22 protein-coding genes are annotated in these 24,388 nt (G+C 73.2%); 17 read left to right on the top strand and 5 right to left on the bottom strand.

The features are described from left to right. Positions 1–117: 117 nt before the first annotated feature. The 3 genes from IO30_RS0116715 to IO30_RS0116705 all read right to left on the bottom strand — a co-directional run bounded on the left by IO30_RS0116715 (position 118) and on the right by IO30_RS0116705 (position 3,329). Complete coding sequence (locus IO30_RS0116715; RefSeq protein ID WP_031143779.1) at positions 118–828, bottom strand: gamma-glutamyl-gamma-aminobutyrate hydrolase family protein; 711 nt, start codon at positions 826–828, stop codon at positions 118–120. Between the two features lie 47 nt (positions 829–875). Continuing rightward, a complete protein-coding gene (eat, locus tag IO30_RS0116710) occupies positions 876–2,348 on the bottom strand; it encodes an ethanolamine permease (protein ID WP_031143777.1) in 1,473 nt (490 codons plus the stop codon). A gap of 234 nt (positions 2,349–2,582) precedes the next feature. Beyond that, positions 2,583–3,329: a FadR/GntR family transcriptional regulator gene (locus tag IO30_RS0116705; RefSeq protein WP_031143775.1), complete on the bottom strand. Its 747-nt coding sequence runs from the start codon at positions 3,327–3,329 to the stop codon at positions 2,583–2,585. Positions 3,330–3,406: 77 nt separating this feature from the next. On the opposite strand from IO30_RS0116705, the gene IO30_RS0116700 reads away from it, so the two are divergent. The 4 genes from IO30_RS0116700 to IO30_RS0116685 all read left to right on the top strand — a co-directional run bounded on the left by IO30_RS0116700 (position 3,407) and on the right by IO30_RS0116685 (position 8,429). Beyond that, complete coding sequence (locus IO30_RS0116700) at positions 3,407–4,771, top strand: glutamine synthetase family protein (protein WP_031143773.1); 1,365 nt, start codon at positions 3,407–3,409, stop codon at positions 4,769–4,771. Positions 4,772–4,837: 66 nt separating this feature from the next. After that, positions 4,838–6,217 carry an aldehyde dehydrogenase family protein gene (locus IO30_RS0116695; protein WP_031157121.1) on the top strand — a complete coding sequence of 460 codons (1,380 nt, stop codon included), beginning with the start codon at positions 4,838–4,840 and terminating at the stop codon, positions 6,215–6,217. Between the two features lie 4 nt (positions 6,218–6,221). After that, positions 6,222–7,016 (top strand): 3-oxoacyl-ACP reductase, encoded by a 795-nt coding sequence (locus IO30_RS0116690; protein WP_031143769.1) that lies wholly within the window; start codon positions 6,222–6,224, stop codon positions 7,014–7,016. A gap of 132 nt (positions 7,017–7,148) precedes the next feature. Beyond that, positions 7,149–8,429: a haloacid dehalogenase-like hydrolase gene (locus tag IO30_RS0116685; RefSeq protein WP_031143767.1), complete on the top strand. Its 1,281-nt coding sequence runs from the start codon at positions 7,149–7,151 to the stop codon at positions 8,427–8,429. A 6-nt stretch (positions 8,430–8,435) separates the two neighbouring features. Here the strand turns inward: IO30_RS0116685 and IO30_RS0116680 are convergent, their stop codons facing one another. Next, positions 8,436–9,638 carry an amino acid deaminase/aldolase gene (locus IO30_RS0116680; RefSeq protein WP_031143766.1) on the bottom strand — a complete coding sequence of 401 codons (1,203 nt, stop codon included), beginning with the start codon at positions 9,636–9,638 and terminating at the stop codon, positions 8,436–8,438. Between the two features lie 130 nt (positions 9,639–9,768). Here IO30_RS0116680 and IO30_RS40580 point away from each other — a divergent pair, with 130 nt between their 5' ends. From IO30_RS40580 to IO30_RS0116665, 3 genes are read left to right on the top strand one after another with little or no spacing between them, the layout of a single operon-like run. Next, the gene (locus IO30_RS40580; protein WP_199921134.1) at positions 9,769–10,560 is read left to right on the top strand and encodes a hypothetical protein; all 792 of its coding nucleotides are present in this window, start codon (positions 9,769–9,771) and stop codon (positions 10,558–10,560) included. Further along, positions 10,557–11,768 carry a type VII secretion-associated serine protease mycosin gene (mycP, locus tag IO30_RS0116670; protein WP_031143762.1) on the top strand — a complete coding sequence of 404 codons (1,212 nt, stop codon included), beginning with the start codon at positions 10,557–10,559 and terminating at the stop codon, positions 11,766–11,768. Before IO30_RS40580 ends, mycP begins: the two co-directional genes overlap by 4 nt. 21 nt (positions 11,769–11,789) lie before the next feature. Continuing rightward, the gene (locus tag IO30_RS0116665; protein WP_031143759.1) at positions 11,790–12,530 is read left to right on the top strand and encodes an SseB family protein; all 741 of its coding nucleotides are present in this window, start codon (positions 11,790–11,792) and stop codon (positions 12,528–12,530) included. A gap of 101 nt (positions 12,531–12,631) precedes the next feature. On the opposite strand, the gene IO30_RS0116660 is transcribed toward IO30_RS0116665, so the two are convergent. Then, complete coding sequence (locus tag IO30_RS0116660; protein ID WP_031143757.1) at positions 12,632–13,009, bottom strand: DUF1844 domain-containing protein; 378 nt, start codon at positions 13,007–13,009, stop codon at positions 12,632–12,634. A gap of 326 nt (positions 13,010–13,335) precedes the next feature. On the opposite strand from IO30_RS0116660, the gene infC reads away from it, so the two are divergent. The 10 genes from infC to IO30_RS0116610 all read left to right on the top strand — a co-directional run bounded on the left by infC (position 13,336) and on the right by IO30_RS0116610 (position 24,379). Beyond that, positions 13,336–14,076 (top strand): translation initiation factor IF-3, encoded by a 741-nt coding sequence (gene infC, locus IO30_RS0116655; protein ID WP_031143755.1) that lies wholly within the window; start codon positions 13,336–13,338, stop codon positions 14,074–14,076. 104 nt (positions 14,077–14,180) lie between these two features. Beyond that, complete coding sequence (rpmI, locus tag IO30_RS0116650) at positions 14,181–14,375, top strand: 50S ribosomal protein L35 (RefSeq protein ID WP_030387121.1); 195 nt, start codon at positions 14,181–14,183, stop codon at positions 14,373–14,375. A gap of 101 nt (positions 14,376–14,476) precedes the next feature. Next, entirely contained in the window at positions 14,477–14,863 is a 387-nt protein-coding gene (gene rplT / locus IO30_RS0116645) for a 50S ribosomal protein L20 (protein ID WP_007263143.1), read from the top strand. Positions 14,864–14,999: 136 nt separating this feature from the next. Further along, the gene (locus IO30_RS0116640; protein WP_031143750.1) at positions 15,000–15,857 is read left to right on the top strand and encodes a TrmH family RNA methyltransferase; all 858 of its coding nucleotides are present in this window, start codon (positions 15,000–15,002) and stop codon (positions 15,855–15,857) included. Between the two features lie 55 nt (positions 15,858–15,912). Then, positions 15,913–17,130: a sensor histidine kinase gene (locus IO30_RS0116635; RefSeq protein WP_031143748.1), complete on the top strand. Its 1,218-nt coding sequence runs from the start codon at positions 15,913–15,915 to the stop codon at positions 17,128–17,130. A 155-nt stretch (positions 17,131–17,285) separates the two neighbouring features. Then, positions 17,286–18,413: a phenylalanine--tRNA ligase subunit alpha gene (gene pheS, locus IO30_RS0116630; RefSeq protein WP_031143747.1), complete on the top strand. Its 1,128-nt coding sequence runs from the start codon at positions 17,286–17,288 to the stop codon at positions 18,411–18,413. Next, the gene (pheT, locus tag IO30_RS0116625) at positions 18,413–20,941 is read left to right on the top strand and encodes a phenylalanine--tRNA ligase subunit beta (protein WP_031143745.1); all 2,529 of its coding nucleotides are present in this window, start codon (positions 18,413–18,415) and stop codon (positions 20,939–20,941) included. The genes pheS and pheT overlap by 1 nt, the downstream gene beginning before the upstream one ends. 180 nt (positions 20,942–21,121) lie before the next feature. Continuing rightward, positions 21,122–22,099, top strand: coding sequence for a PP2C family protein-serine/threonine phosphatase (locus IO30_RS0116620; protein ID WP_031143743.1), 978 nt, complete (start codon positions 21,122–21,124; stop codon positions 22,097–22,099). A gap of 355 nt (positions 22,100–22,454) precedes the next feature. Beyond that, complete coding sequence (locus IO30_RS0116615) at positions 22,455–23,795, top strand: NsdA family TPR-like regulatory protein (RefSeq protein ID WP_031143741.1); 1,341 nt, start codon at positions 22,455–22,457, stop codon at positions 23,793–23,795. A gap of 53 nt (positions 23,796–23,848) precedes the next feature. Further along, positions 23,849–24,379: an NUDIX hydrolase gene (locus IO30_RS0116610; protein ID WP_031143739.1), complete on the top strand. Its 531-nt coding sequence runs from the start codon at positions 23,849–23,851 to the stop codon at positions 24,377–24,379. Positions 24,380–24,388 lie beyond the last annotated feature (9 nt).

Raw genomic sequence — 24,388 nt, 5'->3', positions numbered from 1 at the left:
CCACGCAAGTACGTCCAGTACGAGCCGTGGCCCTCCGCCTTGCGATGCACCGCACCGGACACCGCGACCCGGCAAACCTTTCCGGCCACAGCACTAGGCAGGGCCGGGCCGGTGCCGTCAGGTCCGGCGTGCCGGGGTGCGGGCCGCGGCCGCGGCCTCGATCAGGGAGGACATCACGCGGGTGTCCTTGTCCTGTTCGGGGTGCCACTGGACGCCCAGGGCCCACCGGACGGGGTCGGCCAGCTCGATGGCCTCCACCGTGCCGTCGGCCGCATGGGCGGAGGCCACCAGGCCGCGGCCCAGCCGGTCGACGGCCTGGTGGTGGTACGTCGGCACCTGCGCCTCCTCGGGGACCAGCGCCGCGTACCGGGTGCCGCGGACCGGCCGGACGGGGTGCCAGGACATGGTGCCGGGCGTGTCCATGTGCCCGTCGAGGTGCTGCGTCAGGGTGCCGCCGAGGACCACGTTCAGGGCCTGCATGCCCCGGCAGACGCCGAGCAGCGGCAGGTCCGCCTCCAGCGCGGCGGCGAGCAGGGCCAGCTCCCAGTAGTCGCGGACCGTGGCGGGGGCGCCCGTACGGGGGTCACGGGCGGCGCCGTAGTGGACCGGGTCCACGTCCGGGCCGCCCGTCACGACCAGACCGTCCAGCCGGTCCAGCACCTCCGCCGCCGCCTTGGGTTCGTCCGGCGGGAGCAGCACGGCCGTGCCGCCCGCCGCCTGGACGAGCCTGTAGTACCCCGCGGGCACGAGGGCGGCCGGGAGGTCCCACACGCCGTAGCGGGTGGACTCCTCCACATAGGTGCTGATGCCGATGAGCGGCTTGGGCACGTCGTCTACCTCCGGGACGGATGAGCGGTTCGGGCTGGAGCAGGATCTCAGTCCCGCGAGAGTTCCGCCTCGGCTTCGGCGAGGGCGGCGAACTCCTCCTCGGGCGCCGAGGCCACGAGGCGGCGGCGGCTGTAGAGCGCGAAGTAGGCGAGGGCGACGGCGTACACGGCCAGCGCGATGAAGGCCGCGTCCTTGTCCACCAGGAAGGTGGCGACCAGCGCCGAGAGGGCGAGGACGAAGGCCACCGATGAGGTCAGGATGCCGCCCGGGGTGCGGTAGGGGCGGTCCAGGTCCGGCTCCCGGCGGCGCAGCACGATGTGGGACAGGGCCATCAGCGCGTAGGAGATGGTCGCGCCGAACACCGCGATGTTGAGCATGCGCGCACCGTCGCCGGTGGCCGCGGCGAGCGCGAACCCGATCGCGCCGGGGATGACGAGGCCCAGGTAGGGGGCCTTGCGCCGGGAGGTGAGGGACAGGAAGCGCGGCAGGTATCCGGCCCGGGAGAGCGCGAAGAGCTGACGGGAACCGGCGTAGATGAGCGAGAAGAACGAGGCCACCAGGCCGGCCAGGCCCGCGTAGTTCACGAACCGGCTCAGCGCGGTCGGGCCGTCGTCCCCCTCCAGGGCGACGACCAGCGGGTTGCCCGCGGCCTTGACGGCGTCCGCACCCTGCGCGCCGGTCGCGGCGAAGAAGGTGATCAGGGCCAGCAGCGCGAGGATGCCCATGGAGATGGAGAGCGCCTTCGGCATGGAACGCACCGGGTCCTTGGCCTCCTCCGCCGCCAGCGGGACGCCCTCCACGCCGAGGAAGAACCACATGCCGAAGGGGAAGGCGGCCCAGATGCCCAGCACGCCCAGCGGCAGCCACGAGTTCGAGCCGAAGGCGTCCGCGTCGACGGGGATGTCGTTGAGGCCGCCGGCGTCGAACTCGGTGAAGGCGCCCACCGCGAAGATCAGCAGCGCGGCCACGGCGATGGCGGTCACGACGAGGCTGAAGCGCAGCGCCTCGCCGACGCCCCAGAGGTGGACGCCGATGAAGAGCACGAAGCAGCCGAGGTAGACCGGCCAGCCGGAGGTCAGGCCGAAGAGGCCGAGTGACTCGACGTAGTCGCCGATGAAGATGACGATCGCGGCCGGGGCCAGGATGTACTCGATGAGGATGGCGGTACCGGTGAGGAAGCCGCCCCAGGGGCCCAGCGCGCGGCGGGCGAAACCATAACCGCCGCCCGCGGTCGGCAGGATGGTGGAGAGCTCCGCGAGGGAGAAGACGAGGCAGGCGTACATCGCGCCCATCAGGACGGTGGCGATGGCGAGGCCGCCGAAGCCGCCCTTGGCGAGGCCGACGTTCCAGCCGGAGAAGTCCCCGGAGACGACGTAGGCGACGCCGAGTCCGGTGAGCAGCAGCCACCCGGCGCTGCCGCGGCGCAGGGTGCGGCGCGCGTGGTACTCGTGGTCCCCGCCCTCGGGGGACGGGGTGGGTGCGGGCACGGCGGTCAGCCGTGCGTCGATGTCGTCGGCCATCGTGCGCTCCTGCCTCAGGGCAATGGGCAATGGTTGTGGGGCGTACCTTTGCCGCAGTGGAGCGGGGTGCGCAAGACCTCTGCGTTAAAGAGAAGTTACGAAAGCCTCCCGGTCGGCGGGCGCGGTGCGGGCGCGGCAGCCGGCGGCGGCAGGCGGCGGCCGGGCGGGAGCCGGCCGGGATGCGGGTGCGCGGAAGGCGGCGGGCGGGCCGTGCGCCGCCGCCCCCGGGCCGGCTCAGGTCAGGAAGCCGCGCAGCAGGGCTGCCGTGCCGCAGCAGTGCTCGCGCATCGTCTCCCGGGCCCGGGCCGCGTCCTGCTCCCGCACCGCCTCGACCAGGGCGGTGTGCTGCTGCTGGGAGTGCTCCAGGTTGCGCACCAGCAGCGGGATGCAGTCCAGCAGGTCGTTGACGGTGGCCCGGACGGCCGCGTACTGGGCCGTCAGGGTGGCGGAACCCGCCAGTTCGCACAGGGTCAGGTGGAAGAGGGTGTCCTGGCGGCGGTAGTCGGCGAGCGGGGCGTCGTGCGTGGCCGTCAGGGCCCGGAGCAGCCGTTCGGTGCCCTCCTCGGTGAGTCCCTGGGAGGCGCACAGCCCGGCCGCGCCCACCTCCAGCACCTCGCGGAACCGCAGGACGTCCTCGATGTCCACCCCGGCGACGCGCCGGCGCAGCTCTTCCTCGACGCCGCCGGCCGGGGTGTCGGCGCGGGGCAGGACGAACGTTCCTCCGTACCGTCCGCGCCGGGACTCCACCAGGCCCTGGTCCTGGAGGACCTTGAGCACCTCGCGCAGCGTGACCCGGCTGATCCCCATCCGCTCCGCCAGTTCCCGCTCGGGCGGCAGCCGTTCCCCGCCCGGGACCAGGCCCAGCCGGACCACCTGGAGGATCTGCTCCAGGGCCTCCTCGAAACCGTTGCCCGCCCGCACCTGACGCAGCACGGGATTCAGCCGTGCGAGGGCTTCGCCTTCGCTCGCCGTATCGGTCATCTCGGCTCCTCCCCTTCCCAAGCAATGGTTCTATTCAATACCTTAGGCCTCCTCGGCTCACCGAAGGAGAGATTCCCGTGGTAGACCGCAAGCCGCCGCTCGCGATCGAGGAGCTCCGTGCCCTCGTCGCCAGCGGTGAGATCGACACCGTCGTCCTGGCCTTCCCCGACATGCAGGGACGGCTCCAGGGCAAGCGGTTCGCCGCACAGTTCTTCCTCGACGAGGTCCTCGAGCACGGCACCGAGGGCTGCAACTACCTTCTCGCCGTCGACACCGACATGAACACGGTCGACGGGTACGAGATGTCCTCCTGGGACCGGGGCTACGGCGACTTCGCCATGCACCCCGACACCGCGACCCTGCGCCGCATCCCCTGGAACCCCGGCAGCGCCTTCCTCCTCGCCGACCTCGCCTGGAACGACAGCACGCCCGTCGTCGCCGCGCCCCGGCAGATCCTGCGCCGCCAGCTGGAACGCCTCGCCGGACACGGCTACACCGCGATGGTCGGCACCGAGCTGGAGTTCATGGTCTTCCAGGACACCTACGAGCAGGCCTGGAACGCCGACTACCGGGGCCTCACCCCCGCCAACCAGTACAACATCGACTACTCCGTCCTCGGGACCGGCCGCATCGAGCCCCTGCTGCGCCGGATCCGCAACGAGATGCAGGCCGCGGGCCTGGTCGTCGAGTCGGCGAAGGGGGAGTGCAACCTCGGCCAGCACGAGATCGCCTTCCGCTACGACGAGGCGCTCACCACCTGCGACCAGCACGCCGTCTACAAGACGGGGGCCAAGGAGATCGCCGCCCAGGAAGGCGTCTCGCTCACCTTCATGGCCAAGTACGACGAGCGCGAGGGCAACTCCTGCCACATCCACCTCTCCCTGGGTGACGCCGACGGACGCAATGCGATGGCCGGCGACGGCCCGGGCGGCATGTCACCGGTGATGCGGCACTTCCTGGCGGGTCAGCTGGCCGCGCTGCGCGACTTCTCCCTTCTCTACGCTCCCAACATCAATTCGTACAAGCGTTTCCGGCCCGGTTCCTTCGCCCCCACGGCCGTCGCCTGGGGCGTGGACAACCGCACCTGCGCCCTGCGCGTGGTCGGCCACGGCCGCTCCATGCGCTTCGAGAACCGCCTCCCCGGCGGCGACGTCAACCCGTACCTCGCCGTCGCCGGTCTCGTCGCGGCCGGGCTCTACGGCGTCGAGAACGAGCTGGAACTGCCGGAGGTCTGCGCGGGCAACGCCTACACCGGCGACTACGCACACGTGCCCGGCACCCTGCGCGAGGCCGCCGAGCTCTGGGAGAACAGCGAGATCGCCAAGGCGGCCTTCGGCCCCGAAGTGGTCGCCCACTACCGCAACATGGCCCGCGTGGAACTCGACGCCTACGACTCCGCGGTCACCGACTGGGAGCTGCGCCGCTCCTTCGAACGCCTGTAAGGCGCGCACGCCCTCCCGCACGCGCCCGCCCGTCCCGCACCGAACCGAAAGTCTGAGAGGCACCACGTGTCCGATGTGCTGGCCCCGTCCGATCTCAGGGTGCTGAACCCGGCCACCGAGGAAACCGTCGCCGTCGTCCCGGCCGCCACACGGGACGACGTCGACGCCGCCGTGGCCCGCGCCACCGCCGCCCAGCGAGGCTGGGCCGCCGCGGCCCCCGCCGACCGGGCCCGGCTGCTGCGCCGCTTCGCCGCCGTCGTCGACGGGCACGTCGAGGAGCTGGCCCAGCTGGAGGTCCGCGAAGCCGGTCACACCATCGGCAACGCCCGCTGGGAGGCGGGCAACGTCCGCGACCTGCTCGAATTCGCAGCCGGGGGAGTGGAACGCCTCTCCGGCCGCCAGATCCCCGTCGCGGGCGGCATCGACGTCACCTTCCTCGAACCCCTCGGCGTCATCGGCGTGATCGCCCCCTGGAACTTCCCCATGCCGATCGCCGCCTGGGGCCTGGCCCCCGCCCTGGCCGCGGGCAACGCCGTCATCCTCAAGCCCGCCGAGACCACCCCCCTGACCGCGCTGCGCCTCGCCGAACTCGCCCTCGAAGCCGGGATCCCCGAGCACCTCTTCCAGGTGCTCCCCGGCCACGGGGCGGTGGCGGGCGACGCCCTGGTCGAGCACCCCGGCGTGGCCAAGATCGTCTTCACCGGCTCCACCCGCGTCGGCAAGCAGATCATGGCCAAGTGCGCCGAGAGGGTGAAGCGGGTCACCCTCGAACTGGGCGGCAAGAGCCCCAACATCGTCTTCGCCGACGCGGACCTGGAGGCCGCCGCAGCGGCCGCCCCCATGGCCTTCCTCGACAACACCGGCCAGGACTGCTGTGCCCGCACCCGGATCCTCGTCCAGCGCTCCGCCTACGACCGCTTCCTGGAGCTGCTCGCCCCGGGCATCGAGGGCGTCGTGGTGGGCGACCCGTCCGACGAGAAGACGCAGATGGGCCCGCTGATCTCGCGCGCCCAGCTGGACCGCGTACGGTCCTACGTCACCGACGACCTCACGGCCGTACGCGGCTCGGCCCCCGAGGGCCCCGGCTTCTGGTACCCGCCGACCCTCGTCACGGAGGTGGCCCCCACCGCGCCCGTGGCCACCGAGGAGGTCTTCGGGCCCGTCGCCGTGGTCCTGCCCTTCGAGGACGAGGAGGACGCCGTACGCCTGGCCAACGCGACCGCGTACGGACTCTCCGGCTCCCTCTGGACCCGCGACATCGGCCGCGCGCTGCGCGTCTCGCGCGCCGTCGCCGCGGGCAACCTGTCGGTCAACTCCCACAGCAGCGTCCGCTACTGGACCCCCTTCGGCGGCTACAAGCAGTCCGGACTCGGCCGCGAGCTCGGACCCGACGCCCTCACCGCTTTCACCGAGACCAAGAACGTCTTCATCAGCACGGAGGCCTGAAACCATGTCCAGCCAGACCCCTGAAGCGATCGTCTGCCGCCGCCTGGTCGGCCGCACCGCCGTGATCACCGGAGCCGGCAGCGGCATCGGTCTCGCCACCGCCCGCAGGCTCGCCTCCGAAGGCGCGAACGTGGTCTGCGCCGACATCGACGAGACGGCCGGCAAGGCCGCCGCCGAGGAGGTCGGCGGCACCTTCGTCAAGGTGGACGTCACCGACAAGGAACAGGTCGACGCCCTGTTCAAGACGGCCTTCGACACCTACGGCTCCGTCGACATCGCCTTCAACAACGCGGGCATCTCGCCCCCGGACGACGACTCGATCCTCACCACCGAACTCGACGCCTGGCGCCGGGTCCAGGACGTCAACCTGACCTCCGTCTACCTGTGCTGCAAGGCCGCCCTGCCCTACATGCAGCGCCAGGGCCGCGGCTCCATCATCAACACCGCCTCCTTCGTGGCCCGGATGGGCGCCGCCACCTCCCAGATCTCCTACACCGCCTCCAAGGGCGGCGTCCTCGCCATGTCCCGCGAGCTCGGCGTGCAGTTCGCCCGCGAGGGCATCCGGGTCAACGCCCTGTGCCCCGGGCCCGTCAACACCCCGCTCCTGCAGGAGCTCTTCGCCAAGGACCCCGAGCGCGCCGCCCGCCGCCTCGTCCACATCCCGCTGGGCCGCTTCGCCGAGCCCACCGAGATCGCCGCCGCCGTCGCCTTCCTCGCCAGCGACGACTCCTCCTTCATCAACGCCACCGACTTCCTCGTCGACGGAGGCATCTCCGGCGCGTACGTGACCCCCCTGTAGGCCCCGCCCCCAGTGAGCCACGCCAGCCGGGCGCCGCAAGGTGCCCGGCTGTCCCCTTCCCGGGCCTTCTCCCGGCCCCTTTCCACCCCGCTCCCGCTCCCTTTCCCGTGCACCGACCCCCGGAGGAACAGCATGCAGAGAAGATGGGCGGCCCCCCTCGCCCTCATAGCGGTCACCGGCTCCGGCCTCCTGCTGGCGCCCCCGGCCCAGGCGGGCCAGGCCGCCTGTCCGCGCGTGAGCGTCGGACCCGGCTGGTACGGGGACAACCAGGCGCGGCTCCAGGAGCTCATCGACCGGTACGGCAGCTGCCACCCGTACCGCCACGGCCGCACCAGACCCGTCGCCGTCTTCGACTGGGACAACACCGTCGTCAAGAACGACGTCGGCGACGCCACCATGTTCTGGCTGCTGCGCAACGGGAAGATCCGCCAGCCCGCGGGCGGCGACTGGTCCACCACCAGCCGCCACCTCACCCCCGCCGCGGCCCGGGCGCTGGCCGCCGCCTGCGGCCCGCTCGCCCGTCCCGGAGCCCCGCTGCCCACCGGCACCCCGCAGGGCGCCGCCTGCGCCGACGAGGTGAACGCGGTCTACGGCACCGCCGCGACCCGCACCGGCGCCGCGGCCTTCGCGGGCTGGGACCGCCGCACGACCGAACCCTCCTACGCCTGGCTGCCCCAGCTGATGCAGGGCTGGACGGCCCGCGAGGTACGCGGCTTCGCGGCCGCCGCCCGCAAGGAGAACCTGGCCGCGCCCGTCGGCGCCGTGCAGCAGGTCGGCAGCGGCACCGCCACCGGCTGGGTCCGCTACTACGACCAGCAGAAGGACCTGGTCAAGAGCCTGCAGAAGGCGGGATTCGACGTCTGGATCAGCTCCGCCTCGCCGCAGCCGGTCGTGGAGGTGTGGGCCGCGGGCGCCGGCATCGGCGCCGACCACGTCATCGGCATCCGCAACACCACCACGAAGGGCGGGAAGTTCACCTCCCACCTCCAGGGCTGCGGATCCGTCGCGGACGGCGCCGACACGATGATCACGTACATCGACGGCAAGCGCTGCTGGATCAACAAGGAGGTCTACGGCGTCCGGGGCGCCGCGGCCGAGAAGGTCCGGCCCGCCGCCAGCCGCCAGGTGTTCGCCGCGGGCGACTCGGACACCGACATCTCGTTCCTGCGAGACGCGACCGCCCTGCGGCTCGTGATCAACCGGAACAAGAACGAGCTGATGTGCCGCGCCTACGACGACAGCGACGGCAAGTGGATCGTGAACCCCATGTTCATCGAGCCCAAGAAGCAGAAGAGCAGCCCCTACCCGTGCGCCACGACGGGCTACGTCGACCACGACGGGACCCCGGGACCGGTGCGCCGGGACGACACGAGCATCGTCCCTGACCAGCAGGACCGGGTCTTCCCGAACTGACCGCAGTCAGAGGAAGGTGCGGCCCTCGCCCCGGTACGTCGGGGCGGTGGCCGTCACCCGGTCGCCCTCCACCAGGTGCAGCGTGTCGAAGCGCTCGCACAGCTCGCCCGCCTTGGCGTGCCGGAACCAGACCCGGTCGCCGATCAGCAGGTCGTCGGCCGGGCTCCCGAGCAGCGGGGTCTGCACCTCGCCCGCCCCCTCCTGGGGGTCGTAGCGCAGCCCCTCGGGCAGGTACGGGACCGGCAGCCGGTCCGCCCCGGCCGCGCCGGAGGCGGGATAGCCCCCGCCCAGCACGGTGACCACGCCGACACCGGGCCGCCGCACCACGGGCTGGGCGAACAGCGCGGCCGGACGGCCCCGGAAGGAGGTGTAGTTGTCGAACAGCCGCGGCACGTACAGCCCGGAGCCCGCGGCGATCTCCGTGACCGCGTCCTCCGCCGCCGTCTGCTGGACGCTGCCGGTCCCGCCGCCGTTGACGAACTCCAGGTCCGGCACGACCTCCCGTACGGCCCGTACTGTCTCGGCGCGGCGGGCGGCCAGCTCCTTGCGGGCCGCGGCCTGCATCAGCTGGATCGCCCGGGAACGCAGCGGACGCCCCGCCAACGCGTCCCCGACCCCGGCGACGTGACCCTCGTACCCCATCAGCCCCACCACCCGGAAACCGGGCCGGGCCGCGACCGCAGCGGCCAGCGCGGCCAGCTGGGACGGCTCGCGCAGCGGCGAGCGGCGGGCACCGACCCGCACCCGCCCGCCGAACAGGTGCAGCGCGGTGTCCAGCTCCAGGCAGACCCGCACCTCCTGCGTGCCGCCGTCCCGCGACCGGTCGACGAGCTCCAGCTGCGCCGGGTCGTCGATCATGACGGTGACCGCGGCGGCGAGCTTGGGGTCCGCGGCGAGCTCGGCGAAGCCGGCGCGGTCGGCGGACGGGTAGGCCAGCAGCACGTCCTCGAAACCGGAACGGGCCAGCCACAGCGACTCGGCGAGGGTGTACGACATGATCCCGGCGAACCCCGGCCGCGCCAGGACCCGTTCCAGGAGCGCACGGCACCGGACGGACTTGCTGGCGACCCGCACCGGCTTCCCGCCGGCCCGGCGCACCAGGTCGTCGGCGTTGGCGTCGAACGCGTCGAGGTCGACGATCGCCAGGGGCGCGTCGAGGTGCGCGGTCGCCCGGTCGTACCGGGCACGGTCGGCGGCGGGGGAGCTCATGGGCGGCAGCTTGCCAGACGGCTCTACCCGTGGGTAGGGGTCACGGCCGGACCCGGTGGGTCCGGTCGGGGCGCGCAGGACCGTAGAGTACGGGCAGGCAGCCGTACGGAACGGGGGGCGGAGCCGCCGGATGAGCACGTCTACACCGCCGACCGCGGTCCTGGGAGACCCCGGCCCGCTGTCGCCCCCGCCCCCGCGCCGCCACCCCGGACGGGTCCTCGCCGCCGTGGTGTGCGCCCTGCTCGGAGCGGGCCTGGCCGCCGGGGCCGCGGTCACCACCGTGGCGGAATACCGCGCCGCGCACCGCCCGTTGCCCCCCGACGCTGCCTACCGCAAGGCCGCGTCGCTGTGGCGGGCCGCCCCCGTGGACAGCCTCCTGCCGCCCGTCCTGACCGGCCCCTCGGCCGGACCCGGGTCGGCCGACCGGACCTGGACCCGGATCGGCCTGGCCCCCGACGCGGACTGCCCCGCCGCCCTCGCCGCCGACTGGCAGCAGCTGCTGGCCGCCACCGGCTGCACCCGCGTCCTGCGCGCCACCTACACCGACGCCACCCGCAGTTCCCTCGTCACCGTCGGCCTGGTCTTCACCCCCGCCGACGGCCCGGCGATGGCCGCCCTCACCGGCCGGCTCACCGCACCGCCCGCGTACGGGTTCACCGACGCCCAGCGCGCCGCCTGGGACGCCTCGGTGCTCCGCGAGGCCCCGGTCGTCGTCTACACGGTCTCCGCCTTCGCCGACGGCCGCCCCGTGGACGCGCCCCGGCCGGCCGGGGACCTGCTGAAGAAGGACGCCACCGGAGCCGCGGCCCAGGCCGGCCTCGGCCACGAGGCCAGGGGAGTCGCCGACCGCGTCCAGAGCGCCCTGCGGGCCCTCGCCGTCCCGCCCAAGCCCGCCTCACCCAGCCCGGAGCCCGCCCGATGAGCCGAGCCCGGGGGGCGTTCGCCCTCGCCCTCGCCGTCCTCCTCACGGCGGCGGCCGCGCCCCCGGCCGCCGCCGACGCCATCCGCGACCGGCAGTGGGGCCTGCTGACCCTGCGCGCCGAGGAGGCCTGGGGCACCACCCGGGGCGACGGCGTGACCGTCGCCGTCCTCGACACCGGGGTCGACGCCACGCATCCCGACCTCGCCGGGCAGGTCCTGGAGGGCACGGACCTCATCGGCATGGGCGCGGGCCGCGGCGACCGCGCCTGGGCCCGCCACGGCACCGCCATGGCCAGCATCATCGCCGGGCACGGCCACGGCCCCAGCGGCGGCCAGGGCGTCCTCGGCCTCGCCCCGCAGGCGAAGATCCTGCCGGTGCGGGTGATCCTGGAGGAGGGCGACCCGGGCCGGGAGAAGGCCCGCGAGAACAAGGGCGGCGCCCTCGCCGAGGGCATCCGCTGGGCCGCCGACCACGGCGCGGACGTGATCAACCTGTCCCTCGGCGACGACAGCGACTCGGCCCACCACGAGGCCGGGGAGGACGAGGCCGTCCAGTACGCCCTCGCCAAGGGAGTGGTCGTCGTCGCCTCCGCGGGCAACGGCGGCGAGGCCGGCGACCGCATCTCCTACCCGGCGGCCTACCCCGGGGTCATCGCCGTCACCGCCGTCGACCGCAAGGGCAAGAAGGCCCCCTTCTCCACCCGCAACTGGTACGCCACCGTCAGCGCCCCCGGCGTCGACGTGGTCATCGCCGACCCCGACCGCTCCTACTACGAGGGCTGGGGCACGAGCGCGGCCGCCGCCTTCGTCTCCGGCGCCGTGGCCCTGGTCAAGGCCGCCCACCCGGACCTGTCACCGGCGCAGGTCAAGAAGCTGCTGGAGGACACCGCGTCCGACCGGCCCGCGGGAGGGCGCGACGACGCCCGCGGTCACGGCACGGTGGACCCCGCCGCCGCGCTCCAGGTGGCCGAGGCCGTGCGGCCCGAGGCCGCGGTGCCCGTCGCCGCCGCGGCCGGGCAGACGTACTTCGGCCCCGGACCCGAACCGGTCCGGCCCCCCGCGCGCAGTGTCCTGCCGCGGGCCGCGGCGGCCGGGGCCGCAGCGGCGGCGCTGCTCGTCCTGGCCGGCGTACTGGCCCGGCGCCCGCGCGGGGCGCGCCACCGGGACCGGCGGGCAGCCCCGTACGGAGACCCGTACGCGGCACAGTAGGGTCGGGTAACTGTGGCGAACATGGCGAACAAGAACATTCCCGACCCCGGCTTCTCCGACGACGACGGATCGGCCGATCCGCGGCTGAGCGCGGCCCTGGCCGCCTGGGCCGAGGACCGGGCGAAGGAGCCCGAGGTGCTGGCCGCCCTGAAGGACGCCCGCCTGCTGGTACCCGTCGTCGCCGTCCTCGGCGAGGTCGAGACGGACCCGGAGACGGGCCTCAAGCGCGAGAAGACCAGCGACATGGCCGTCCCCACGCTGCGCGCGGGGGACCGGCGGGCGCTGCCCGCCTTCACCTCGACCGCCTCGCTCGCGCTGTGGGATCCCTCGGCCCGGCCGGTCGCCGTCCCGCTGCACCAGGCCCTGGCGGCGGCCGCGCACGAGAAGGCCGACACCGTGGTCCTGGACCTGGCGGGCCCCGTCCCCTACCAGCTCACCGGGTCCGCGCTGCTCGCGCTCGCCGAGGGCCGTACCGAGGCGGGCCCGCTCGCCGACCCCGCCGTACGGGAGGCTGTACGGGCCGTCGTGTCCGCGGAGCCCGCGGTGCTGCGCGCCCACCTGGTCCCGGGCGGCCCGGACTCCGACGGCACCCTCGCGATCGTGCTGGCCGCTGGCGGCCAGGCCCCCGCGGCCGCCCGTTCCGTCGCCGGGGCCCTGGCCGCCGACGAGACCCTGCGCGCCCGGCTGGTGCGCGGGCTGGACCTGGCGCTGCTGCCCGAGGGCGCGCCGGCGCCGCCCGGCGAAGCACTGTTCAGCCGCTGAAGGCACACGAGAGGGGCCTGTGGTCCGGGAGCGCTCCCGGACCACAGGCCCCTCTCGTGTGCCTGGGGTGTGCTGTGTGGTGCGTGCTGCGTGCTGCGTGCTCAGCCGAAGACCGGGCCGGTGAACTTCTCGCCCGGGCCCTGGCCCGGCTCGTCCGGGACGATCGAGGCCTCGCGGAAGGCGAGCTGGAGCGACTTCAGGCCGTCGCGCAGCGGGGCGGCGTGGAAGGAGCTGATCTCGGTGGCGCTCGCGGTGACCAGGCCGGCCAGGGCCGTGATCAGCTTGCGGGCCTCGTCGAGGTCCTTGTGCTCGGAGTCCGGCTTGTCCAGGCCCAGGTTGACCGCCGCGGCGCTCAGCAGGTGCACGGCCACCGTGGTGATCACCTCGACGGCGGGGACGTCCGCGATGTCGCGGGTCATGGCGTCGTAGTCGGGTGCGGCGTCGGCAGCGGGGTCGGCGGAAGGTGTCGCGTCAGTCATGAGCCCCACGATATGCCGTGCGGCGGGCTTGCAACGCGGGTGCTAGTATGTACTTCGACCGGCCGGACACCTGTGTGCCCGGCCCACAAGTGGAGGCTCCGATTCTCCCACCCGACCACCCCTAGGGGAGGCGGGTCACCGGTCAGGCGGTATCCATCGTTCCGTACGGACGATGGAAAGCTGCCCGAGTCTGCGCCCCGCGGTTCGCACGCGGCGGTGCTCCGGTTGTTTTGGAGCCCCTGCCTGTGCCCGGCGGGGCTTTTTTCATTCTCCCGCTGCGGTCGGTCTGACGGAATTACACGTCAGCGGCTGTCTGCCAGGCAGCCGTGTGGTGCTACCGAGGAGGATCCATCAGCACCGAGCCCCGCATCAACGACCGGATTCGCGTTCCCGAGGTACGACTCGTCGGTCCCAGCGGCGAGCAGGTCGGCATCGTGCCGCTTGCGAAGGCGCTTGAGCTCGCGCAGGAGTACGACCTCGACCTGGTCGAGGTCGCGGCGTCCGCACGCCCGCCGGTCTGCAAGCTCATGGACTACGGCAAGTTCAAGTACGAGTCGGCCATGAAGGCCCGTGAGGCGCGCAAGAACCAGGCGCACACGGTCATCAAGGAAATGAAGCTCCGGCCGAAGATCGACCCGCACGACTATGACACCAAGAAGGGTCACGTCGTTCGGTTCCTCAAGCAGGGCGACAAGGTCAAGATCACGATCATGTTCCGTGGTCGCGAGCAGTCCAGGCCGGAACTCGGCTACCGACTGCTGCAGCGACTGGCTTCGGACGTCGAGGACCTCGGGTTCATCGAGTCGAACCCGAAGCAGGACGGCCGAAACATGATCATGGTCCTCGGTCCGCACAAGAAGAAGACCGAGGCGATGGCCGAAGCCCGCGAGGCGCAGGCCGCCCGCAAGGCCGAGCGCCAGGGTGTGGCCCTCACCGACGACGAGGCTCCTTCCGAGGAAGCCCCACTCGAGGCGGAGGCCGACGCTGACGAGGCAGTCGCCTCTGCCGAGGTCACCGAGGCTGCCGCCGAAGAGGCGCCCGCCGAGGAGTCGAAGACCGAGGCCTGATTCCGGGGCAGCCCGTCTCGGATCACCGATACAACATGACGCTCCCTGGAGCCGGTCCGGCATCGGACCGGTGGGGGCGCCACCGACGAGGAGATAACGGCGCTATGCCGAAGAACAAGACGCACAGCGGTTCCAAGAAGCGCTTCAAGATCACCGGCTCCGGCAAGGTGCTCCGTGAGCGCGCCGGCAAGCGCCACCTGCTCGAGCACAAGTCGTCCCGTGTCACCCGCCGCCTCACCGGCACCGCGGAGATGGCCCCCGGCGACGCCGCGAAGATCAAGAAGCTTCTCGGCAAGTGACGTCCTCCGCTCCCCTGCCGGGAGCGGGACGTCAAGACCGGGACCCCATCGAATTCGGGCCGTGTGAAGACAACCACGGCCCCGCTACAAGGAGTTAAAAAGTGGCACGCGTCAAGCGGGCAGTAAACGCCCACAAGAAGCGCCGGGCGATCCTCGAGGCGGCCTCCGGCTACCGCGGTCAGCGTTCGCGCCTGTACCGCAAGGCCAAGGAGCAGGTCACCCACTCGCTGGTCTACAACTTCAACGACCGCAAGAAGCGCAAGGGCGACTTCCGTCAGCTGTGGATCCAGCGCATCAACGCCGCTGCCCGCCAGAACGGCATGACGTACAACCGCCTCATCCAGGGTCTGAAGGCCGCCAACATCGAGGTGGACCGCAAGATCCTCGCCGAGCTGGCCGTCAACGACGCCAACGCGTTCGCCGCGCTGGTCGAGGTCGCGCAGAAGGCCCTCCCGGCCGACGTCAACGCCCCCAAGGCCGCTGCCTAAGGGCTAGCCGGCCCGCATCACGCGGCCGGCCCCCACGGACCCGCAGGCATCACGCCTGCGGGTCCGTGTGCTTTCGCCCCGCACCACGGGGCGGACCCCCCGTGCCCGGACCCCCGAGAGAGAACCGCTGAAAACCATGGGTACCCCCGCCGAGCTGATCTCCCCCCGATCCCCGCGGGTGGCCGCCGCCAGGCGCCTGGCGCGGCGCAACTTCCGCACCAAGGAGCGCCGGTTCATCGCCGAGGGCCCGCAGGCGGTCCGCGAGGCCGTCGAGCACCGCGGGGCCACGGGCGAGTCGACCCTGATCGAGCTGTTCGCGACCGTGGAGGCCGCAGAGCGCTACTCAGGGATCATCGAGGCCGCCCTGGACGCGGGAGCCCGCGTGCACTACGCCTGTGACGAGGTGCTCGCCGAGGTCTCGCAGACCGTCACCCCGCAGGGCCTCGTCGGCGTCTGCCACTTCCTGGACTCGCCCTTCGAGGAGATCCTGGCCGCCCGGCCCAAGCTGGTCGCCGTCCTCGCGCACGTCCGCGACCCCGGCAACGCCGGTACGGTGCTGCGCTGCGCGGACGCCGCCGGTGCGGACGCGGTGGTGCTCACCGACGCCTCGGTGGACCTGTACAACCCCAAGTCCGTCCGGGCCTCCGTGGGCTCGCTCTTCCACCTGCCCGTCGCGGTGGGCGTCCCGGTGGAGCAGGCCGTCGAGGGGCTGCGGGCCGCGGGCGTACGCATCCTGGCCGCCGACGGCGCGGGCGAGGACCTGGACGCCGAGCTGGACGCGGGCACCATGGGCGGCCCCACCGCCTGGGTGTTCGGCAACGAGGCCTGGGGCCTGCCGGAGGAGACCAGGGCCCTGACGGACGCCGTCGTACGGGTCCCGATCCACGGCAAGGCGGAGAGCCTGAACCTCGCCACGGCCGCCGCCGTGTGCCTCTACGCGTCCGCGCGTGCACAGCGGGCGTCCGGAGGGTGCCGCTCCGTGACCCCCAGCTAGTAATGTGGCGGCCCGGGGGCCCACTGCGCTACTCGGAGATGTGGGGTACGGGGAGATGACCGTCGGTACGAACAGCTCACCCGGGACCGCGGGAGCCGCGGACGCGGCCGAGCGGCGGTTCCCGGGCGCCCCCGCACCCCAGGCCCCCTCCGGCGGGCCGCACACCGTGCCCCCGCAGGGCGCCGGGCCGCGCGGCGACGGAGCCGTCGAGCCCCCCGCCGCCTGCGGGCCCGGCTTCGCGATCGACCCCGACGACCTGCCCGACGGGCTCGTCGTCGCCGACGCCGGCGGACGCGTCATCTGCTTCAACCGGGCCGCGGCCCGGATGACCGCCACCGACCCCGGCCAGGCCCTCGGCGCCCGCATCGACAAGGCCCTGCCGCTGGAGGACCTGGACGGCCGCCGCTGGTGGACGCTCACCGACCCGTACGGGGGACTCGCCACACGGCGCGGACAGCCCGAACGGAACCTGCTGCTCCCCGGCGGCCGCGAGGTGCTGGTCTCCGCCCAGTACGTCCGCACCCACCCCAAGGGCCCCCTCAGCCGCCTCGTGGTCACCCTGCGCGGCACCGAGGCCCGCCGCCGCACCGAGCGCAGCCACGCCGAGCTGATCGCCACCGTCGCGCACGAGCTGCGCTCCCCGCTGACCTCCGTCAAGGGGTTCACGGCGACCCTGCTCGCCAAATGGGAGCGGTTCACCGACGACCAGAAGCGGCTGATGCTGGAGACCGTCGACGCCGACGCCAACCGCGTCACCCGGCTGATCGCCGAACTCCTCGACATCTCCCGGATCGACTCGGGCCGCCTGGAGGTGCGCCGCCAGCCGGTGGACATCGCCACTGCCGTCGGCCGCCACGTCCAGGCCCTGACCGCGAACGGCCAGGCCCCCGAGCGCTTCCTCGTCAGCGTCAGCCGCCCGCTGCCGGACCTGTGGGCCGATCCGGACAAGATCGACCAGATCCTCGGCAACCTCCTGGAAAATGCGGTGCGCCACGGTGACGGAACGGTCACCATCGACGTATCGCCGCATGAGAAGGGAACAGCCGTCACCGTGACCGACGAAGGCCCCGGGATCCCCGAGGAGTCGATGGGCCGCGTGTTCACCCGCTTCTGGCGGGGGAGCAAGCGCGGCGGCACCGGCCTGGGCCTGTACATCGTCAAGGGCATCGTGGAGGCGCACGGCGGCACCATCACGGTCGGCCGCGGCCCCGGCGGCGGCGCCGAGTTCCGATTTATCCTGCCCGTGAGCGCCCCGGCCTACCTCACGCAGTAACCCTGCGGAGCGTCTCGCCAGGCGGCCCACGGGCTCCTTCACCCCCAGCGACCTTTAGACTCGTCCTTTGGCACCTTTGTGTCCTTGTGACGAGCGTGCCGGTCGAGCGCGCAGCGCGGGGATCCACCAGCCAGCCATCGGAAGTACGGGAAGAGATGTCGGCACCGAACAAGTCGTACGACCCTGTCGAGGTCGAGGCACTGAAACCGGAAGAGATCGAGCGCATGCGGGACGAGGCGCTCGCCGCCTTCGCGTCCGCCGGTGACCTCGACGCGCTGCGGGAGGCGAAGACCGCGCACATGGGCGACCGTTCGCCCCTCGCGCTCGCCAACCGCGAGATCGGCGCCCTGCCGCCCCAGGCCAAGGCCGAGGCGGGCAAGCGCGTGGGTCAGGCCCGCGGCGCCGTGAACAAGGCCTTCGGGGCCCGCACGGTCGAGCTCGAGGCCGAGCGCGACGAGCGGGTGCTGGTCGAGGAGGCAGTGGACGTCACGCTGCCCTACGACCGCGTCCCCGCCGGCGCCCGGCACCCCCTGACCACGTTGATGGACCGCATCGCGGACATCTTCGTGGCCATGGGCTACGAGGTCGCGGAAGGCCCTGAGGTCGAGGCGGAGTGGTTCAACTTCGACGCCCTCAACTTCACGCCCGACCACCCGGCCCGCCAGATGCAGGACACCTTCTTCGTCCAGGGCCCCCAGGGCACCGAGGGCGACGAGTCCGGCGTCGTGCTGCGCACCCACACCTCCCCGGTGCAGGCGCGCTCGCTGCTGGAGCGCAAGCCCCCCGTCTACATCGTCTGCCCCGGCCGCGTGTACCGGACCGACGAGCTCGACGCGACGCACACCCCGGTCTTCCACCAGGTCGAGCTGCTCGCCGTGGACGAGGGCCTGACCATGGCCGACCTCAAGGGCACCATGGACCACATGGTGCAGGAGCTGTTCGGCGAGGGCACCACCACGCGCCTGCGCCCGCACTTCTTCCCCTTCACCGAGCCGTCCGCCGAGATGGACATGCAGTGCTACGTCTGCCGCGGCGAGTCGGTGGGCAACCCCGACCGTCCCTGCCGTACCTGCTCCAGCGAGGGCTGGATCGAGCTGGGCGGCTGCGGCATGGTCAACCCCAAGGTGCTGACCGCCTGCGGCGTGGACCCCGAGAAGTACAGCGGGTTCGCCTTCGGGTTCGGCATCGAGCGGATGCTGATGTTCCGCCACAACGTCGAAGACATGCGAGACATGGTCGAGGGTGACGTGCGTTTCACCCGGCCGTTCGGGAGTGAGATCTGATGCGCGTCCCGCTTTCCTGGCTGCGGGAGTACGTCGACCTGCCCGCAGGTGAGACCGGCCGCGACGTGGCCGCCAAGCTCGTCGACGCCGGCCTCGAGGTCGAGACCGTCGAGCAGCTCGGCGGCGGTCTGAAGGGCCCCCTCGTCGTCGGCCAGGTGCTGACCATCGAGGAGCTCGAGGGCTTCCGCAAGCCGATCCGCTTCTGCACGGTCGACGTCGGCGCCGCCAACGGCACCGGCGAACCGCAGGAGATCGTCTGCGGCGCCCGGAACTTCGCCGTCGGCGACAAGGTCGTCGTGGTCCTGCCGGGCGCGGTGCTGCCCGGTGACTTCGCGATCGCCGCGCGCAAGACGTACGGCCGCACCTCGCACGGCATGATCTGCTCCGGCGAAGAGCTGGGCATGGGCGACGACGGCACGCACGGCATCATCGTGCTGCCGCCCGAGTACGAGGCCGGTACCGACGCGATCGAGCTGCTCCAGCTCATCGACGAGGTCCTCGACATCGACATCACCCCGGACCGCGGCTACTGCATGTCCATGCGCGGTGTCGCCCGCGAGGCGGCGACCGCGTACGGCCTGCCGCTGCGCGACCCGGCGCTGCTCGACGTCCCCGCGCCGAACGGCTACGGCTACCCGGTCCAGGTCGCCGACCCGGCCGGCTGCGACCGCTTCACCGCCCGCACGGTCACCGGGCTCGACCCCGACGCGCGCTCCCCGATCTGGCTCACCCGCCGCCTGCAGAAGGCGGGCATGCGCCCGATCTCGCTCGCCGTCGACATCACCAACTACGTGATGCTCGAACTCGGCCAGCCGCTGCACGCCTACGACCGCGCGCGGATCGACGGCGCCATCGGTGTCCGCCGTGCCGAGCAGGGCGAGAAGTTCACCACCCTCGACGGGGTCAAGCGCACGCTCGACTCCGAGGACCTGGTGATCACCGACAGCAGCGGGCCGATCGGTCTCGCCGGCGTCATGGGCGGGGCCAACACCGAGATCGCCGACTCCGTCACCGACCCGGAGACGGGAGCCGTCACCGGCACGACGGACGTCGTCATCGAGGCCGCGCACTTCGACTCCGTGTCGATCTCGCGCACCGCCCGCCGCCTGAAGCTCTCCTCCGAGGCCTCCAAGCGCTTCGAGCGGGGCGTCGACCCGCAGGCCGCCGCCGCGGCCGCCCAGCGCACCGTCGACCTGCTCGTGCTGCTCGCGGGCGGCACCGCGGAGGCCGGGGTCACCGAGTTCCTCGCCCCGGGCGCCCCGCGCACCGTCGCGATGAGCGCGGACCACCCCGACCGCGTCGCCGGCATGGACTACGGCCGCGAGACCGTCGTGCGCCGTCTCCAGGAGATCGGCTGCGACGTCTACGGCCAGGACGAGCTCGTCGTCACCGTCCCCTCGTGGCGGCCCGACCTCGCCGAGCCCAACGACCTCGCCGAAGAGGTCATCCGGCTGGAGGGCTACGGGAACCTCCCGTCGACCCTCCCGCAGGTGCCCTCCGGCCGCGGTCTGACCGCCCGGCAGCAGCTGCACCGCCGGGCCGGCCGCGCGCTGGCCGGTGCGGGCTACGTCGAGGCGCTCAGCTACCCGTTCATCGGTGAGGGCGTCTTCGACCAGCTGCAGCTCCCGGCGCACGACGCCACCCGCCAGGTCGTCAAGCTGGTCAACCCGCTCTCCGACGAGGAGCCGGCGCTGCGCACCACGCTGCTGCCGGGTCTGCTCGGCGCGCTGCGCCGCAACGACAGCCGGGGCAGCCACGACCTCGCGCTCTTCGAGACCGGTTCGGTCTTCCTGGCCGGCCCGCAGCCGGGCGTCGCCGTGCGGCTGCCCGTCGACCGGCGTCCCACGGACGAGGAGATCGCCACCCTGGACGCGGCCCTGCCCGCGCAGCCGCGGTACGCCGCGGTCGTGCTGGCCGGTGCCCGTGAGCAGGCCGGCTGGTGGGGCAAGGGCCGTCCGGCCGACTGGGCGGATGCCGTCCAGGCCGCGCGCTCGCTGGCCGTCGAGGCCGGCGCGGAGCTCGTCGTCCGCCAGGGCCAGTACGGTCCCTGGCACCCGGGCCGCTGCGCCGAGCTGGTCGTCACCCTCGACGGGGTCGAGCAGGTCATCGGCCACGCCGGTGAGCTGCACCCGCGGGTGGTCAAGGCGATGGGCCTGCCGGCCCGCACCAGCGCGATGGAGCTCGACCTGGACCGCCTCGCGGCGGCCGGCGGCGAGGCCCTCCAGGCGCCCCGGATCTCCTCCTTCCCGGTGGCGACCCAGGACGTGGCGCTGATCGTGGACGCGTCGGTCCCGGCCTCGCAGGTGGAGTCCGCGCTGCGCAAGGGCGCGGGCGAACTCCTCGAATCGCTGAGGCTGTTCGACGTGTTCACCGGTGAGCAGGTCGGCGAGGGCAAGAAGTCCCTGGCGTACGCGCTGCGCTTCCGCGCGGCCGACCGCACGCTGACCGCCGAGGAGTCCACGGCCGCGCGCGACGCGGCGGTGGCACTGGCGGGCGAGCGGACCGGGGCGGTGCTGCGCGGCGCCTAGCCGCTGCCGCGGGACCCGTTCCAGGCCTGTTGAGGGGGCGATCCGGACCACCGGATCGCCCCCTTACGCCTTGGCGGGCGTGGGGGACTCCCGCCTCACTCGTTCGGGTGAGAACCCCGGTGGCCCGTGTCCCTCGCACCGGGTGCTCGGCACAATCGGTGCGGCCGAGGGGAGGCCGCGATGATCGGGGAGATGCCCCGGGTACGCCGGGTGGCCGTCGCCGCCTGGGGCGGCGCCGCGGTGTCGTGGGAGCTGTCCACCCCGGGCCGGCTGGCGCCGAGCCTCGCCACCTGCGCCGCCTTCCTGCTCCTGGCCACAGGCTGCGCCGTGCACATCCGGCGCCTGCTGCTGGCCGAACTGCGGCGCTCCCAGGAGATCGCGGGCGCGGCCCAACGGGCCCTGCTGCGACCGCTGCCCGGGCGGATGGACGGCCTGACGCTGGCCGCGGCCCAGCTCTCGGCGAGCCGGGGTGCCGCGGTGGGCGGGGACCTGTACGAGGCCGTGTCCACGGGGTACGGGGTCCGGGTGGTCATCGGCGACGTACGCGGGCACGGCCTGCCCGCGCTCGGCGCGGCCGCGGCGGTCCTCGGGGCCTTCCGCGAGGCGGCGTACGACGAGCCCTCGCTGGGCGGCGTACTGCTGCGGATGGAGCGGGCCCTGGGCCGCCACGTCCGCGACCGGTCCCGGTCGGAGCACCCGGCGGCCTGTCCGGTGGAGCCGCAGTCGCCGGCGGCCGAGGAGTTCGTGACGGTGCTGCTCCTGCAGATCGGGGCCGACGGCAGTCTGCTGGCCCTGAACTGCGGCCACCCCTGGCCGTACCTGCTGCACCCGCCGCAGACGGAGCGGCGCTGCGTACGGGTGGTGGACGGGGGCGAGACCCTGCCGCCGCTCGGGGTGGTTCCGATGCCCGACGGACTCTGGCCGGCGGAGTGCGGGAAGCTGCGGCCCGGGGACACGCTGTTCCTGCACACCGACGGGGCGGCGGACGCACGCGACGCGGACGGGCGGTTCTTCCCGCTGGAGCGGGTCCTCGCGGCCGACGCGGCGCTCACGCCCGCGCGGCTGGTCGCGGGCGTGCACGCGGCGCTGCTGCGGCACACCGGCGGGCGGCTCGCCGACGACGTCGCCCTGCTGGTGCTCCGCGACGACCGGCCCTGACCGGCCCGGCAGCGCCGAACCGCGCGCCGGGGCCGGTGGATGGGCCCGGCGCGCGTCCGGCCCGGTTCCTGCCGGGGCGCGGCGACCAACCGGGCACCGGCGGAACCGGAACGCGCCGCCCGCCTGCCGTGGAGTGTCGGGCAGACAACAGGACGGGCGGCGCGGTGACGGGTCGTCGCACTGTACGAGGGGGAGCCGACGACCCGGGCTACCTCTTGGCGAGGCCCTTAAGTGAACCGCCGTACGGCCCCCAAGCGGCAGGGTGCGTATCGCATTTATGCGCGTACTCGGTTCACACCCCGTGTGAAGCACGCACCCACTAGCCTGAGGAACGACGAGCCCCGGGGAGCGGCCCATGCAGCCCAATGTCCTGCTCGACGCCCTCCTCGCAGAGGCGGGCATGTCCCATGCCGGACTCGCCGCGTACGTGAACCAGGCGGGCCGCACCCGCGGTCTCGCCCTGCGCTACGAACACACCGCCGTGGCGCGGTGGTTGAAGGGCCAGCGGCCCCGCGGCCAGGTGCCCGACCTGATCTGCGAGGTGCTCGGCGGCCGGCTGCGGCGGACCGTGGGCCTGGACGACGTCGGGCTGGGGATGCCGGAGGGGGCCGGTGGCGCACCCGCCTCGCCGCTGAGCGGGTTCGTCGACCGGGCCGCCGCCCTGTGGCGTTCCGACGAACAGGGCCGGCCCCAACTCCTCACCGCGGCGGCGGTCATGGGCACCCCCGCCGTGATCCCGGTCTGGGAGTGGGAGAACCCGCCCGAGGACGCCGACGTCTCCCGCGAGGGCCCGGACCGGATCGGGCCCGAGCACATCGAGATCCTGCGGGCCGCCCGCGCGCACTACGAGCTGATGTACCGCAGGGCCGGCGGGGTCGCGACCCGGGCCAGGATCGTCCGCTTCCTCGGCAGCGAGACCGCGCCCATGCTGCGCGGGAGCTATCCCGACGGCCTGGGCCGCCGGCTGCACCGCGCCACCGGGTCCCTGGTGGCGGTGGCGGGCATCTGCGCGTACGACTCGGACGCGCACGGGCTGGCCCAGCGCTACTTCCACCAGGCCCTGCGCCTGGCCAAGGCCAGCGGCGACCGCGGGCTCGGGGCCTACGTGATCGCGCTGCTCGTCAACCAGTCCCTGCACCTGCGCGAGTACCGCCAGGCCGTCGCCTTCGCGGAGGCCGCGCTGCGCGCCGCGGGCCGCCACACCACCCCGGCGCTGGCCGCCGACCTGTACGCCATGCAGGCCAAGGCGTACGCCCAGCTCGGGGACACGCGCACCGCACTGGCCTGCATCCACAGCGCGGAGGCGGCCGCCGAGCGGATCCGGCCCGGCAGCGAGCCCGACGAGACCGGTTACGTCCAGCCGGGTCTCGTCAACGTCCAGGTGGCGCAGGCGCTGCTGAGCCTGGGGGACCTCGACGGGGCCCACGAGCAGGCGACGGCAGCCGTCGGCACCCCGGCGCACGACCGGGGCCGGGTGCACAGGCTGGCGATGCTGTGCGAGATCCAGCTGCGGCAGGGGGAGGCCGACCGGGCGGTGGCCGCGGCGGCCGAAATGGCCGAGCGGGCCAAGGGGATGGAGTCGCTGCGGCTGCGGGACCGGCTCAGAGCGGTCCGAGAGCAGTTGCTGACCAGCGGCTGTTCGGGCGCGGAGGAGACCGCGCAGCTCATCGACGGGGCGCTGCGCGTTCCCCTGTGAGGGCGTGAACTGCTGCCATGTTGCCACCAACTCGAACGGAAGGTGGCACAACCGTGCAGTGGACGAACCTCAGTGAGCAGACGGTGTACAAGAACCGCTGGTTCGATGTGAACCTCGCCGATGTGGAACTCCCCGACGGGCGGCACCTGGACCACTTCGTGATCCGGCTGCGCCCGGTCGCCGTGGCCACGGCCGTGAACGCGGCCGACGAGGTGCTGCTGCTGTGGCGGCACCGCTTCATCACGGACAGCTGGGGCTGGGAGCTGCCCGCCGGGGTGGTCGAGGACGGCGAGGACGTCGCCACGGCCGCCGCGCGGGAGATGGAGGAGGAGTCGGGCTGGCGGCCCGGCCCGCTCCACCACCTGATGACGGTCGAGCCGTCCAACGGGCTGACGGACGCCCGTCACCACCTCTACTGGGCGGACGGGGCCACGTACGTAGGTCACCCCGAGGACGACTTCGAGTCCTCGCGCCGCGAGTGGGTCCCGCTGGGGCTCGTCCCCGACATGATCGCGCGCGGCGAGATCCCGGCCGCCAACATGGCGGCCGGGCTCCTGCTGCTGCACCACCTGCGGCTGGGCTGAGCCGCCGGC

Source organism: Streptomyces xanthophaeus, from assembly GCF_000725805.1.
GTDB lineage: Bacteria > Actinomycetota > Actinomycetes > Streptomycetales > Streptomycetaceae > Streptomyces > Streptomyces xanthophaeus.
This window is presented reverse-complemented; position numbering and strand designations above follow the sequence as displayed.